Here is a 12,693-nt window from a genome sequence, read left to right on the forward strand (position 1 = left end):
CCGCGCTACCTTATTGCCAGCAGGGTGTCGAAAAGGGTGGAGGCGACCTGCATTGCTTTTCCCGAAGCCTGGAACGCCTGCTGGTACCGGACAAGATTGACCGCCTCCCGGTCGAGATCCACGCCCGATTGTGCATCGAGCGAGGTCTTGGCCGTGTTCGCAATGGTGTTGAGCGCGTCGCGCGTGACCGTGCGGCCCGCCACCGTGCTCGAGATATCGTAGAGCAGCGCATCCATCTTGCCCGCAGGATCGGCGCTGGCGATGGCGCTGCGCATGGCCGTGAGGTTGCCGGGGTCGCGGCTGTTGGCAACGCTGCCGGCCGGAGCCGTGGCGATCTTGCTGCCATCGCTGGTGGTCAGCGCGATCGTGCCCGCAGTGTTGCCCGACAGCAGTGGCTGGCCCGGTGTGCCGTCGAGCGCGACACCCGTCGCCTGCGCGGCGTTGACCGTGGTCACCACGGTGTTCGCCAGGCTGTCGAGCCCGGTCTTGATGTCGGCGAGCTTCGACAGCGCCTGGCCCTGCCCTGCGAGCGAGCCGCCGCCCAGCGTCACCGGCGCGGCGCCGATCGCGAATGAGGGGATGCCGGTGGGACCGTTGGTCATGGTCAGCGTGGCCGATGCGCCGCCGGTGACGAGCGCGGGCCCGGCCAAGCCGCCCAGCTGCACGCCGACGGTGCCGTCGGCCGCGAAGGTGGTGGTGACGTCGGCATAGCCGCTCAACTGCTGAAGCAGCTTGTCGCGCTGATCGAGCAACGCCGACCGGTCGCTGGTGGCGTCGCCCGATCGGGCGAGGCTGAGGTTGGTGCGCGCCAGCTGCTGGCCGATGGCGTTGACCTGGGTCACGCCGTCGCTGGCCTGGAATTGCAGCCCCGACTGCGCCGAGCCGAGTTCCTGCGAGGCGAGGTTCAACGTGCCGACCAGCGTGCGCGCGCTTTCGAGCGTCGCGGCGCGCAGCGAGGGATCGACCGGATTGGCCGAAAGCTGTTGCAGCGCGCCTTCGAACGCGGTGATCGAAGGGTAGATGTTGGCCTGCTCGACCGCGCTCTGCACGTTCTGGAGGCCGTCGACCTCGGCTTGCGCGCGCGCGGCGTCGCTGCCGGTGCGGCGCACTTCGGACTGGCGGAACGGATCGGCGTTGCGCACCACGCTGGCCAGCCGCACCCCCGAAAGCGACACGTCGCCCGACTGCAGCGCTCCGCCCGATGCCGCGACTTCAGCCAGATTCGCGGTGCGCCGGACGTAACCCTCGGTCGAGGCGTTGGCGATGTTCTGGCCGGTGATGTCGAGCGCGATGCGCGCGGCCTGCGCGCCGCTGCGGGCGATCGAAAGAAGGTCGCTGGCCATGGCTCAGATCCCTGCCGGGGTGATGGATGGGGACGCGGCGGGTGCCACGCGCGCGCCAAGCTGCTGCTCGATCGTCGCGGCAAGGCCCAGCGCGCCTTTTTGCGCGGCGATGTCGGCAAAGCGTTCGTCGCGCATCTGCGCGAACGTGTCGGCTTCCTGACCGCCGCCGAACAGATCGGCCCCGCCCAGCTTGGCCGCGCGCGCCGATGACAGCATCTGGCGCACGAAGATCGCCTCGAACTGCTTGGCGGCCGCGTCAAGTTTGGCGCGGTCACCGTTAGCGGGCGTGGCGGCGTGCGCGGGGGACGCGGGCGTTGCGGCCCCGGCCATGGTGAGGGGGGTGGCGGAGACGGCCATGCCTATGGGGGGAATCATATCACCACCATCTCCGCCTTGAGCGCGCCAGCTTCCTTCAGGGCCTCGAGTATCGCGACGAGGTCCGAAGGGCTGACGCCCAACTTGTTGAGCGCATCGACCAGCGAGGACAGCGATGCGCCGGGCTTGAACAGCGCGACATGGCTGCCGCCCTCGTCGAGCGAGATCTTGCTGCTGGGGGTGACCGTGGTCTGCCCGCCGCTGAGCGGATTGGGCTGCGACACTTGCGGCTTTTCGTCGATGCGCACCACCAGCTTGCCGTGGCTGATCGCGGCGGGCGACAGGCGCACCGCGCTGTTGATCACCACCGTGCCGGTGCGGCTGTTGACGATGACTTTGGCGGCGGCTTCGGCCGGGACCACGTCGATCATTTCGATCCCCGCCATCATCGTGGCGCGGTCGTCGGTGCTGGCGGGCAGCTGCAGCGCCAGCGTCACCCCGTCCTCGACCTTGGCGCAGTCGGGGTAACGCCGGTTGATCGCGTCGCGAACGCGCGCGGCGGTGAGGAAATCGGCGGTGAACAGGTTCCAGCGCAAGGCAGAGGCACTGTCGAAGCCGGTGGCGACGCTGCGCTCCACGCTGGCGCCGTCGTCGATCCGGCCCACGGTGGGCACGTTGACGGTCAACTGCGAGCCATCCTTGGCCGAAATGCCCAGGCCGCCCACGGCCAGGTTGCCCTGTGCCATCGCATAGATCTGCCCGTCCGCGCCGTACAACGGGCTGAGCACCAGCGCGCCGCCGCGCAGGCTCTTGGCCTTGCCGATCGCGGATACGGTGACGGTGATGTGCTGGCCCGGCTTGGCGAAGGCGGGCAGGTCGGCGGTGATCAGCACCGCTGCTGCGTTCTTGAGGCCCGGGGAGACGCCCGCAGGAAGCTGCACGCCCAGCCGGCCCGATACGCCGCGCATGGCCTGCGTCAGGTATTCCAGGCTGTCATCGCCGGTGCCCTGCAGCCCCACGACGATGCCGTAGCCGGTCAGCTGGTTGGTGCGCACGCCCTGGAACGCGCCGAGGTCGCGCACGCGTTCGGCAAAGGCCGGCGCGGGCGCGACGCCGAGGATGGCGACGGTGGCGACAAGGATGAGGAAGAACAGGCGCATGGGCATCACTCAGAACGGGGTGATCATGTTGAAGAACTTCGACAGCCAGCCTTCGCGGCTCGATTTCTGGATCGATCCGTTGCCGGCATATTCGATCCGGGCATCGGCCACGCGGGTCGACTGGATGCGGTTTTCCGGGTCGATATCGCCCAACCGGACGATCCCCGAAAACTGCACCCATTCCTGGCCCTGGCTGAGCAGCAAGCGTTTTTCCCCTTTCACCAGTGCGGTCCCGTTGGGGCGCACTGCTGCGATCGTCACTGAAACCTCGCCGGAGAGCGTGCTCGTCTGCGTGGCATTTCCGTTGCCATTGAACGACGATCCGCCCGACGCTTTAAGGGCGTTGGGGTCGAGGAACGACAGCGGCCCGGCCGTCGGCGGGACGATGTTGAACGATCCGGCGCGCTGCGTTTTCGATCCGGCGGCCTTCGAGGTGGAGGTCGTTTCGACCAGCACGATCGTCAGCGGATCGCCCACGGCGTGCGCGCGCCGGCCCTCGACCAGCCCGGCATAGCCTGCCGAAACGTTGAAGATGCTGCCGTCGGGGCTGCGCGGCGCGATTTCGGGCACCGGTGCTGCCGGTTCGAATCCGGCCGGCGGCTTGTGCGATCCGAACAGCGGCTTGGCCTGGGCGGGAGCAGCCAATAGCGTGAGGGCGATCAGGGCCAGCGATCCGCGCAGCGCGATCACAGCGTCTGGTTCGCGTTCTTGAGCATCTCGTCGACCGCGGACACCATCTTGGAATTGACCTCGTAGGCGCGCTGGCACTCGATCATGTCGACCAGTTCCTGCACGACGTTGACGTTGCTCGATTCGAGGAAGCCCTGCTTGACGTGGCCACGCCCGGCGTCACCTGCGGGCCCGATCTGCGCCGCGCCGCTGGCGGCGGTCTCGGTCAGGAAGTTGTCGCCGCGCGCCTGCAGCCCGCCGGGGTTGGCAAAGCTCGCCACGGTGATCTGGCCCAGCTGGGTGGGCTCGGTCGCGCCGGATACGACCGCCGAAACCGTGCCGTCTTCCGCCACCGCGATCGAGGTCGCGCCTTCGGGAATGGTGATTGGCGGTTGCACGGCAAAGCCTTGCGAGGTGACCAGGTTGCCCTCGGCCGATCGCGTGAAGTTGCCTGCGCGGGTATAGCCAAGCTGCCCGCCGGGCAGCTGGACCTGGAAAAAGCCGTCGCCGTCGAGCGCGAGGTCGAGCGCGTTGCCGGTCGATTCGAGCGACCCTTGCGTGTCGATCCGCGCGGTCGCCTGGATGCTGACGCCGGTGCCCAGGTTCAGCCCGGTGGCGTAAGTGCTTTCGCTGCTCGATTGCTGGCCGGCCACGCGCGCGTCCTGGTAGGCGAGCGTGGCGAAGCTGGCGCGGTCGCGCTTGAACCCGGTGGTGCCGACGTTGGCAAGGTTGTTGGCGATGACGCGCATGCGCGTGTCCTGGGCTTCGAGCCCGGTGCGCGCGACGTGCAAGGCGGATGTTGGCATGAATTGCGTCCTTTAACTGGTGATGCGCATGAGGGCGGCGCCGCCTTCGTCGATGTCCTTGGCGGTGCCGACCAGCTTGGTGCGCATGTCGAACAGGCGCTGCGCCTCGACCATGTCGACCAGCACTTGCGTGGCATCGACGTTCGATTGCTCGAGCGTGCCGGTCTGGACTTTGCCATCGGCGTTGTCCGGCAGAACGCCGCCGCCGATGACGCGGAACAGGCCGTCGAGCCCTTTGGCGATCTTGCTGCCCGCCGGGCTGGCCAGCTTGAGCTTGTCGACCGGTTGCGGCGGCAGGTCGGGCGTTTCGGGATTGGCGACGAGCACGCTGCCGTCCGGCCCGATGGTCACTTTCGATCCCAGCGGCACGGTGATCGGCCCGGCGTTGCCGATTACCGGGCGGCCGTCACCGTTCTGCAGCACGCCGGTCGCGTCGATCGAAAGATCGCCGCGCCGGGTGTAGGCTTCCTCGCCATCCTGCGCCTGCACCGCCAGCATGTCGTCGCCGGTCAGCGCGATGTCGAGCGCGTTGCCGGTCTCGATCATGGTGCCCGCCTTCATGCTGGCACCGTGGACTTCGCCGTCGGTCATCGCCCGCGCTTCCACGCTCGGCCCCTTCAGCGTCATCGGCGTCGAGGTGATCGTCTCGGCGCGAAAGCCGATGGTCTGGGCGTTGGCCATGTTGCTGGCGATCACCCGCTGCCGGACCATCGATCCGCTCACCCCCGAAAAGGCCGTATAGATTAGGCGGTCCATCTATCGTCCCGATCAGCTGTGGATGTTGATGATGGTCTGCGAGATCTGCGTGGCGGTATCGATCGCCTTGGCATTGGCCTGGAAATTGCGCTGCGCGGTGATCAGCCCGACCAGTTCCTCGGCAATGTCGACGTTCGAGCGTTCGAGCGAACCCGACAGCAGGCCGCCGAACTGGCCGGTGCCGGGCGCCCCATACGTCGGCGCGCCGGACAGGCCAGTCGCCGCCCAGTCGGATGATCCCAGCTGCTTGAGCCCGTCGGGCGCGATGAACGCGGCGAGCGCGATCTTGCCGACCACGGTGTTGGTGCCGTCGCCATACGAAGCGGTCACGGCCCCGTCGAGACTGATGGTCACGCCGGCAAAGTTCGATCCGGCGGCGTTGGTCTGGGGAATCACCGCATCGACTTGCGTGTTCGACGTGATCGTTCCCGTCGCGTCGGTCGGGAACAGCTGCAGGCGATCGCCCGAAGCGCTGACCACGTTACCGGTGCCGTTAACGCTGAAGCTGCCGTTGCGGGTGTACTTGGTCTGCCCCGACAGTGGCGATTTGATCGAGAAGAACCCGTCGCCGTTGACGGTAACGTCCAGCGCCGAACCGGTCTGCTCGATCGGGCCGAGCGAGAACTCCTGCGAGATCTTCTGCACCGTCGCGCCGATGCCCTGCGTCAGGCTGGGGTTGGTCAGGATCGACGTCGCCACCACATCGGCAAAGGCCACGCGGCTTTTCTTGAAGCCGGTCGTCTCGGAGTTGGCGATGTTGTGCGAAATGACGTTGAGGTCGGTCTGGGCGTTCTTGAGCCCGTTGAGCGAAGTGTAGAAGGACATGGGTTTGCTCCGTGCTGTTCGGTCAGGCCGAGGGGGTGGTTGCGGCCGTCGCACCGGTCGTGGCTGCCGTGGTCTTCGCGGCGGTCTGCTGGGCCAGCACCGCGTCGAGCTTGGACGAGATGTCTTTCAGCGTGGCGCCCATTTCGGTGATCCCCGACAGCGACGAAAACTGCGCCATCTGCGCCAGCATCTGGCTGTTATCGACCGGCGAGGTCGGGTCCTGCTGCTGCAGCTGGGTGGTCATCAGCTTGAGGAAATCGGTCGCGCCCAGCGATCCGAGGCCCGACTTGTTGGCAACGGTGGTGGCGGCCTTGGTCGCCGTGGTGGCGGCGCTGTTGAGCAGGCTGGAAATCGAAGTGGTCATCTATTTCATCCTCACGGTATCGAGCATCAGTTGCTTGGCGGTTTGCAGCGCCTCGACCACGTTCTGGTACTGGCGCGAACTTTCCATCATCTCGACCATCTCGGCATTCTCATCGACCGGGGCGGACCACACGTCGCCGTTGGCATCGGCGAGCGGATGGTCCGGATCGTGTTCGCGGATCGGCGTGGCGCTGGAGCGATAGACGCCCGCGACTTTCACCGTGGACAGGCCCGAAGACTTGTCGAGTTCCTCGGCAAACACCGGGCGCAGCGGGCGGTAGGCGTCCTGCTCGCTGCCCGAGACGGTGCCGGCGTTGGCGAGGTTGGAGGCAGCGGCGTTCATCCGCACGAGCTGCGCCGACATCGCGCGCTGGGCGACGTCGAACAGGCTGAGGGGGGCGGTGCCGGGCATCGTCATTCGCCCTTCAGCGCGCGGGTCACGGTTTCGACCCGGCCGCGGATGAACTGCAGCGTGGCCGAATAGCCCACCGCGTTTTCGGAAAATGCGGTCTGCTCGGTCGACATCTCGACCGTGTTGCCATCCAGGCTGGGCATCACCGGCACGCGGTACTGCGTGGCGTCGGTGATCGCCTTGCCGGCGTCGGCGCCGGCGATCTGCGATTTCAGCGCGGCGGCAAAGTCGATGTCCTTCGCCTTGAAGCCGGGCGTGCCGGCGTTGGCGATGTTCGAGGTGATCAGGCCCATCCGCTGCGCGCGCAGTTCCAGCGCGATGCCGTGAATGCCGAACAGGGTGTCGCTCATCGCCATGGTTCCAGGGATGCAGGTGCAGTCATGCCCGATGGTTCAGCAAAGGGCGTGCCAGTTGGCGCGGGCGGCAGCATTTGCGGGGGATTTCTGCTGCATCGGGGCGGCACAGGGGCGCAATCTGGCGGCAACAGGGCGGCAAGTGCTTGCCGACACCCGGCAAAAAAGTGCGCGCCGTCGCTTAACATCGGTCGGTAGCGGGCCGTTCTGGACTGCGTGGAGGACGCATCAATGCCGATGAACCCGTTTGCCTTGCTGGATGCCCAGTCCGCCGCGATCGTGGTGGGGGGAACGCTGCTCGCCACCGTGCTGCGGTGCGGGGTGAGCGATGTCGCGGCATCGGTGCGCGCGGTCGCGGGCCTTGGCCGCCGTCGCTTCCGGTCCGAACAGGCGCGCGCAGACTTGTCCAGCCAGGTGCGCGAGATCTGCGCCGATGGCCTGCTGCGCGCCCATCCGCGCCCGATCGGCGACCGTGAATTCGACGATGCGACCGGCGCGCTGATCGAACAGCGTTCGCTCAAGGGCCTGCTCGATCGGCACGAGGCGCACAAGGCGGGGCGGCTGGCGGTGGCCGAAGTCGCGGCACGCACGCTGGCGCAGGCGGCCGAACTGGCGCCGGTGTTCGGGCTGGCTGGCACGCTGACCGCGCTGAGCCAGCTTCCCGCCAACGGCCTGGATCACGGCGCGCTCAACGGCGCGATTTCGATGGCGGTGATCACCACGCTGTACGGGCTGCTGCTGGCCAACTTCGTGTTCGCGCCGCTCAGTCGCATGGTCGAACGCCGCGAGGAAGCCGAAGAGCGTGAGCGCCAGGACGTGATCGACTGGCTGGCGTGGCAAGTCTCGCCGGTCTGCCGCGAACCCTCCAGCGCCCACCCGGCGCAGCGGTTTGCCGCATGAAGGCGCGGGCGGGCAGCGGCTGGCAATGGGCGCTGGCCGATCTCTCGCTGATCCTGTTCCTGCTGACCGCGTCGGCGCTGTCGCAGGCCGGACCGGCGACAAGGGCCGAGGCCAGGCCGGTCCCCGCGCGCGCCGCAGGAACTTCGGTGCCGCTGAGCGAGCCGGTCGCGGTTTATCGACCCGGACCGGACGCACCGCCGATCGGGCGCTGGCTGGCCGAAGCCTCGTCCGATCCGCGCCTGCAGCTGACGATCACGGTCTACGCCAATGCACCGGATCGCGCCGCCGCGCTGGCGCAGGCGTCCGCGCTGGCCGATGCCGCGCAAATCGCCGGGCGACCGGCGCGGATCGTGGCCGAGCCGGGTGATCCCCAGCCGATCGTCGCGACGCTCGCCTATGACGCTGCACCGACGTTGGCGCCGACATTGCCGGCTGCCGGACCGACTTTGGCACGGCCCTTGCGGGATACCGGGCACACGCCCTGATCCATAAGGAACGCAACCCCGTGTCCATATCGCGCATTCCCCTGCTGGCGCTATCCAGCGTCGCCTGCCTTGCCCTGGCCCAGCCCAGCCGTGCCGCAGCGCCCGGCTTTGCCGATCTCGCCGCCGTCGACAGCGCGGTGTCCGCGTTTACCGGCACGCCGATCGGGCAGTCGGGCGGGGCGATGCTGCCGGTCGACCGGCGTTTGAAATTGAGCCCGTGCGACGACGAACTGACGCTGTCATGGCGCACTGCGGGCCACCAGACGGTCGTGGTCAACTGCCCCGATCCCGGCGGCTGGCACTTGTTCGTGCCGGTCAAGGCCGCCGCGTCCGAGACCGGTCCGGCGGCGGCGCCTGCCGTCGTGCGCGGCGATGCCCTGACGATCGCCGCCAGTGGCGACGGCTTCAGCGTGTCGCAGCCGGGCGAGGCGCTGGAAGGCGGCCCGGTGGGCAGCTGGATCCGCGTGCGCGCGGGCGAAAAGGGCGAAGTGCTGCGCGCGCAGATCGTGCGCCCCGGGCTGGTCCTGCTGCCGGTAGACTGAGCGCGTCTGGGGCTGTTGTCGCAGCCATGACGCCCGGTAAATCCTTACCAAACTCCCGGCAAAATCGCGCCGTTGCCCCTTAAATCCGGAATGCGCTTGCCGTCCTGCTTCATGACAGAACTTATGGAGCAGGCGTCATGCCCCCGATCGAAATCGGACCGACGCGCCCAGTTGGCGCGGTCCAGACCAACATTGCCAGCGCACGTGCCGGGCAACCGGTGGTGCCGGCCCGCTCGCAGCCAGCCGCCCCGGCGGTCAGCACGGCCAGCGCGACGACGGCCGCCGCTGCGACGCCGCAGGTGCAGCGCAGCGCTGCCCTCAGCGCCGGTGCGCCGCCGGTTGATACCGACCGGGTCTCGCTGATCCGAAGGGCGATCGCGACCGGCACATATCCGATTATCCCTACCCGCGTCGCCGATGCGATGATCGCGGCGGGCATGCTCTTGAGGAACCAGGAATGATCGCCACTGCCCCCTTGCGCGATACGTTGCGGCAGATGATTGCCGTGCTGCAGGACGAACGGCAGGCGCTTGCCGGGCTCGACGTCGATACGATCATGGGCTGCGCGGTGGACAAGCGCGCGCTGTGCGGCTGGCTCGATCCGGTCGACCCCGACACGGTTGATGAGGAATGCCGCGGCCTGCTCGACGCCGCACGGCGGCTCAATGAAACCAACCGGCAAGTGCGCAACCTGGTCGCCGCCAACGTCGCGGCGCGCCTCGATGCGCTGACCGGCAGCCCCGCGCTCTACCGCGCTGCGCCGCAGCTGGCGGTGATGGCCCGCCACCGCTGAAGTCTGGCTTTCGCTGACGCCCAGGACGCGCGCCGGATCACTTGGCACGTCTTTTGCTGAACCTGCCTGCACAGCCATCGCCCGGCGATGCGCAGGAGGAGCAGCCAGTGAGTTCGCCGCGAGTAGCATCCGCACAACCGGTCGGCACGCCGCAGGTCCGCACCGCGATCGCGCGCGCCGCCCAGCAGACCGGGGTCGATTTCGACTACCTTCTGGCGCAAGCGCGGATCGAATCCAGCCTCGACCCCAAGGCCCGCGCCGGCACGTCGAGCGCGGCAGGCCTCTATCAGTTCACCAACGCCACCTGGCTGTCCACGCTCGATCGCCACGGCGCCGCGCACGGGCTGGGCTGGGCGCAGGATGCGATCGACGCGAAAGGCGGGGTCAGCGATCCGGCCACGCGGCAGGCGCTGATGGCGCTGCGGATGGATCCTGCCGCCTCGGCGATGATGGCGGGCGAGCTGGCCAGCGACAATCGCACCGCGCTGACCACCACGCTGGGCCGCACGCCCGACAATGCCGAACTGTACCTTGCGCACTTCCTCGGGCCGCAGGGCGCGGGCCAGTTCCTGACCGCGCTCGCCGCCGATCCTGCGCAACCGGCGGCGGCGCTGCTGCCCAAGGCGGCAGGCGCCAACCGATCGATTTTCTACGACGCTGGCGGAAGCCCGCGCTCGGTCGGCGCGGTGATGCAACTGGTGCGCGGACGACTGGGCGCGGCGATGGAAGGTGCTGGGGACGGTGCTGGGGACGGCTCTGATGCGCTGGGTTCCGAGTTCGGCAGCGGCGCGGCGTGGGCCGTGCAGGGCGCGATGCCAGGCGGTGCCGCCACTGTGCCCGCAGCCCGGTATGGCGGCCCGATCGCGCAGGAATTCCACGCGGCTGCTGCCCCGCAAGGTTCGGCGGATGCGGCTGCCACACCCCGCGCGTCGATGGCCGACACGCTGCTGTCCGCCTTTGCCGGCAACGGCGCCGGCGCGGTGCCCGACGGGGTGCGCGCCGCGTATGGCCGGCTCAGGGCGTTCGGGCTGTGACGGGCCTGTTCAAGAAATTCGGCAGCCCCGGCGCGCTCGCGCTTCCGTTCGGGATTCTCACGCTCATCAGCCTGATGATCGTGCCGATCCCGACGTTCATGCTCGACGTGTTCTTCGTGTTCAACATCGCGCTGTCGGTGGCCATCCTGATGGCGGCGATGAACGCGCAGAAGCCGCTCGATTTCTCCAGCTTTCCCTCGGTGCTGCTGTTCGCGACGCTGTTGCGGTTGTCGCTCAACGTCGCCTCGACGCGCGTGGTGCTGGTCAACGGCCACACCGGCGCGGGCGCGGCGGGGCGCGTGATCGAGGCGTTCGGCGCGTTCCTGATCGGCGGCAACTTCGCGGTCGGGCTGTTCGTGTTCGCGATCCTGATGATCATCAACATGGTGGTGGTGACCAAGGGTGCGGGGCGCGTGTCCGAAGTGTCCGCGCGGTTCACCCTCGATGCCTTGCCGGGCAAGCAGATGGCGATCGACGCCGATCTCGCCGCCGGGCTGATGAACGCCGACGAAGCCAAGGCGCGCCGCCGCGAAGTGGCGACCGAGGCGGATTTCTACGGCTCGATGGATGGCGCCAGCAAGTTCGTGAAAGGCGATGCGATCGCCGCGCTGCTGATCCTGGGGGTCAACATCATCGCCGGGTTCTGCCTGGGGATGATCACCCACGGGTTGAGCGCGGGCGACGCGGCGCAGAAATACGTGACGCTGGCGGTGGGCGATGCGCTGGTGGCGCAAGTTCCGTCGCTGCTGCTGTCGATCGCCGCCGCCGTCATCGTCACCCGCGTGTCCGACAGCCGCGACCTTGCGGGGCAGATCGGCGGCCAGTTCGCGCAGCCCGGCACCTGGCTTCCGGTCGCCGTGATCCTGGGCGCGATGGGCGCGATCCCGGCGATGCCGCAAACGATCTTCCTGCCCGCAGCGGGGCTGGCCGGCTGGCTGTGGTGGTCGCTAAAAAAGCGCGCCCAGCGGCCCGAACCGGTCGCCGCCGCAGAACCGCCGCCCGATCCCGCGCGCATCCTGCTGTCCGACGTCAGCGACCAGACGCTGGTCACGATCGAGCTGGGCTATGGCCTGGTTCATCTCGTCGATGACCGGCGCGGATCGCCGCTGGTCGCGCGGATCACCGGGGTGCGCAAGCAGCTGTCGCAATCGTTCGGTTTCGTCGTGCCGCAGTTTCGCGTGCGCGATGCGATCGAACTGCCACCCAACGACTATCGCATCCTGCTGGGCGGGGTCGCGGTCGGCAGCGGCAGCATCCACGCCGACCAGGTGCTGGCGATCGATGCGGGCGAGGCCAACCCGCACCACGGGCTGAAGGGTGAGGCGACGCGCGATCCCAGCTTCGGCTGCCCGGCGCTGTGGATCGATCCGGCGCAACGCGACCATGCCATCGCCCAAGGGTTCCTCACCGTCGATGCCAGCACGGTGGTGGCGACGCATCTCAACCAGGTGCTGGGCGAGCGCCCGCAGGCGTTGCTCGGCCCCGATGAAGTGCGCGGCATTCTCGATACGGTGAAGGACCGCTCTGCCGGGCTGGTCGAGACGATCCATCCCCAGCCGCTGTCGCTGGGCGCGATCACCCGCCTGCTGCGCGCGCTACTGGAAGACGGGCTGTCGATCGCCCACCCGCTGCCGATCCTCGCCAGCCTGAGCGAGGCGGTGCAGCAGTCCACCGACTTCGACCGGCTGGTCGACCTGCTGCGCGCCGATCTGGGCGCGATGATCGTGGGACGCGCCTGCGCGCCCGACGAACGTCTGCCGGTGGTCACGCTCGACGCCTCGCTCGAAGGGATGATCGTGCAAGGGTTGCACGACCCCGTCACCGGCCAGCCGGTGATCGAACCCGACCTGGCCCGCGCCATCGGTGAACGGATTGCCGACATCATCGCCGAACGCGGTGCGGCGGGCGCACCCATCGCGCTGGTGGTGCAGCCGCGC

At 68.5% G+C, this 12,693-nt stretch carries 17 protein-coding genes; 7 read left to right on the forward strand and 10 right to left on the reverse strand.

Annotated features, from left to right (window positions below):
* Positions 1-5: 5 nt before the first annotated feature.
* The 10 genes from flgK to flgB are packed head-to-tail and all read right to left on the reverse strand — an operon-like array spanning position 6 to position 7,005.
* Positions 6-1,343, reverse strand: coding sequence for a flagellar hook-associated protein FlgK (gene flgK, locus NL2_RS19740; protein WP_068078131.1), 1,338 nt, complete (start codon positions 1,341-1,343; stop codon positions 6-8).
* 3 nt (positions 1,344-1,346) lie between these two features.
* Positions 1,347-1,718 (reverse strand): rod-binding protein, encoded by a 372-nt coding sequence (locus tag NL2_RS19745; RefSeq protein WP_245647778.1) that lies wholly within the window; start codon positions 1,716-1,718, stop codon positions 1,347-1,349.
* Entirely contained in the window at positions 1,715-2,818 is a 1,104-nt protein-coding gene (locus NL2_RS19750; RefSeq protein WP_068078137.1) for a flagellar basal body P-ring protein FlgI, read from the reverse strand. The genes NL2_RS19745 and NL2_RS19750 overlap by 4 nt, the downstream gene beginning before the upstream one ends.
* 9 nt (positions 2,819-2,827) lie before the next feature.
* A complete protein-coding gene (locus NL2_RS19755) occupies positions 2,828-3,505 on the reverse strand; it encodes a flagellar basal body L-ring protein FlgH (RefSeq protein ID WP_245647780.1) in 678 nt (225 codons plus the stop codon).
* On the reverse strand, positions 3,505-4,293 hold the full coding sequence (flgG, locus tag NL2_RS19760; RefSeq protein WP_068078140.1) for a flagellar basal-body rod protein FlgG: 789 nt from the start codon (positions 4,291-4,293) through the stop codon (positions 3,505-3,507). The genes NL2_RS19755 and flgG overlap by 1 nt, the downstream gene beginning before the upstream one ends.
* A 12-nt stretch (positions 4,294-4,305) precedes the next feature.
* A complete protein-coding gene (locus NL2_RS19765) occupies positions 4,306-5,049 on the reverse strand; it encodes a flagellar basal body rod protein FlgF (protein WP_068078143.1) in 744 nt (247 codons plus the stop codon).
* Positions 5,050-5,061: 12 nt separating this feature from the next.
* On the reverse strand, positions 5,062-5,874 hold the full coding sequence (locus NL2_RS19770) for a flagellar hook-basal body protein (protein ID WP_068078145.1): 813 nt from the start codon (positions 5,872-5,874) through the stop codon (positions 5,062-5,064).
* Positions 5,875-5,896: 22 nt separating this feature from the next.
* Positions 5,897-6,238, reverse strand: a complete 342-nt coding sequence (locus NL2_RS19775) for a flagellar hook assembly protein FlgD (protein ID WP_068078147.1) — start codon at positions 6,236-6,238, stop codon at positions 5,897-5,899.
* The gene (gene flgC, locus NL2_RS19780; RefSeq protein ID WP_068078148.1) at positions 6,239-6,649 is read right to left on the reverse strand and encodes a flagellar basal body rod protein FlgC; all 411 of its coding nucleotides are present in this window, start codon (positions 6,647-6,649) and stop codon (positions 6,239-6,241) included. It lies immediately after the preceding gene.
* Between the two features lie 2 nt (positions 6,650-6,651).
* Complete coding sequence (gene flgB, locus NL2_RS19785) at positions 6,652-7,005, reverse strand: flagellar basal body rod protein FlgB (protein ID WP_169799553.1); 354 nt, start codon at positions 7,003-7,005, stop codon at positions 6,652-6,654.
* A 234-nt stretch (positions 7,006-7,239) separates the two neighbouring features.
* On the opposite strand from flgB, the gene NL2_RS19790 reads away from it, so the two are divergent.
* The 7 genes from NL2_RS19790 to NL2_RS19820 all read left to right on the forward strand — a co-directional run.
* Complete coding sequence (locus tag NL2_RS19790) at positions 7,240-7,902, forward strand: MotA/TolQ/ExbB proton channel family protein (RefSeq protein ID WP_068078149.1); 663 nt, start codon at positions 7,240-7,242, stop codon at positions 7,900-7,902.
* The gene (locus NL2_RS19795) at positions 7,899-8,387 is read left to right on the forward strand and encodes a hypothetical protein (RefSeq protein ID WP_068078152.1); all 489 of its coding nucleotides are present in this window, start codon (positions 7,899-7,901) and stop codon (positions 8,385-8,387) included. The genes NL2_RS19790 and NL2_RS19795 overlap by 4 nt, the downstream gene beginning before the upstream one ends.
* A 20-nt stretch (positions 8,388-8,407) precedes the next feature.
* Positions 8,408-8,929, forward strand: a complete 522-nt coding sequence (locus NL2_RS19800; RefSeq protein WP_245647779.1) for a flagella basal body P-ring formation protein FlgA — start codon at positions 8,408-8,410, stop codon at positions 8,927-8,929.
* Positions 8,930-9,066: 137 nt separating this feature from the next.
* The gene (gene flgM / locus NL2_RS19805) at positions 9,067-9,390 is read left to right on the forward strand and encodes a flagellar biosynthesis anti-sigma factor FlgM (protein WP_084356239.1); all 324 of its coding nucleotides are present in this window, start codon (positions 9,067-9,069) and stop codon (positions 9,388-9,390) included.
* Positions 9,387-9,722 (forward strand): hypothetical protein, encoded by a 336-nt coding sequence (locus NL2_RS19810; protein WP_068078155.1) that lies wholly within the window; start codon positions 9,387-9,389, stop codon positions 9,720-9,722. The genes flgM and NL2_RS19810 overlap by 4 nt, the downstream gene beginning before the upstream one ends.
* Before the next feature lie 107 nt (positions 9,723-9,829).
* Positions 9,830-10,756 (forward strand): transglycosylase SLT domain-containing protein, encoded by a 927-nt coding sequence (locus NL2_RS19815; RefSeq protein WP_068078157.1) that lies wholly within the window; start codon positions 9,830-9,832, stop codon positions 10,754-10,756.
* Positions 10,753-12,693, forward strand: a 1,941-nt coding sequence (locus tag NL2_RS19820; RefSeq protein WP_439646912.1) for a flagellar biosynthesis protein FlhA, incomplete at its 3' end; no start/stop codon positions are given. The genes NL2_RS19815 and NL2_RS19820, both read left to right, overlap by 4 nt.

It is taken from the genome of Novosphingobium lentum NBRC 107847, from assembly GCF_001590965.1.
In the GTDB taxonomy this organism is placed as follows: Bacteria; Pseudomonadota; Alphaproteobacteria; order Sphingomonadales; family Sphingomonadaceae; genus Novosphingobium; species Novosphingobium lentum.

Excerpts from the sequence above, each read along its gene's own strand:
- flgK (WP_068078131.1), bottom strand. The coding sequence starts at position 1,343 with ATGGCCAGCGACCTTCTTTCGATCGCCCGCAGCGGCGCGCAGGCCGCG.
- NL2_RS19745 (WP_245647778.1), bottom strand. The coding sequence starts at position 1,718 with ATGATTCCCCCCATAGGCATGGCCGTCTCCGCCACCCCCCTCACCATG.
- NL2_RS19750 (WP_068078137.1), bottom strand. The coding sequence starts at position 2,818 with ATGCGCCTGTTCTTCCTCATCCTTGTCGCCACCGTCGCCATCCTCGGC.
- flgG (WP_068078140.1), bottom strand. The coding sequence starts at position 4,293 with ATGCCAACATCCGCCTTGCACGTCGCGCGCACCGGGCTCGAAGCCCAG.
- NL2_RS19765 (WP_068078143.1), bottom strand. The coding sequence starts at position 5,049 with ATGGACCGCCTAATCTATACGGCCTTTTCGGGGGTGAGCGGATCGATG.
- NL2_RS19770 (WP_068078145.1), bottom strand. The coding sequence starts at position 5,874 with ATGTCCTTCTACACTTCGCTCAACGGGCTCAAGAACGCCCAGACCGAC.
- NL2_RS19775 (WP_068078147.1), bottom strand. The coding sequence starts at position 6,238 with ATGACCACTTCGATTTCCAGCCTGCTCAACAGCGCCGCCACCACGGCG.
- flgC (WP_068078148.1), bottom strand. The coding sequence starts at position 6,649 with ATGCCCGGCACCGCCCCCCTCAGCCTGTTCGACGTCGCCCAGCGCGCG.
- flgB (WP_169799553.1), bottom strand. The coding sequence starts at position 7,005 with ATGGCGATGAGCGACACCCTGTTCGGCATTCACGGCATCGCGCTGGAA.
- NL2_RS19790 (WP_068078149.1), top strand. The coding sequence starts at position 7,240 with ATGAACCCGTTTGCCTTGCTGGATGCCCAGTCCGCCGCGATCGTGGTG.
- NL2_RS19795 (WP_068078152.1), top strand. The coding sequence starts at position 7,899 with ATGAAGGCGCGGGCGGGCAGCGGCTGGCAATGGGCGCTGGCCGATCTC.
- flgM (WP_084356239.1), top strand. The coding sequence starts at position 9,067 with ATGCCCCCGATCGAAATCGGACCGACGCGCCCAGTTGGCGCGGTCCAG.
- NL2_RS19810 (WP_068078155.1), top strand. The coding sequence starts at position 9,387 with ATGATCGCCACTGCCCCCTTGCGCGATACGTTGCGGCAGATGATTGCC.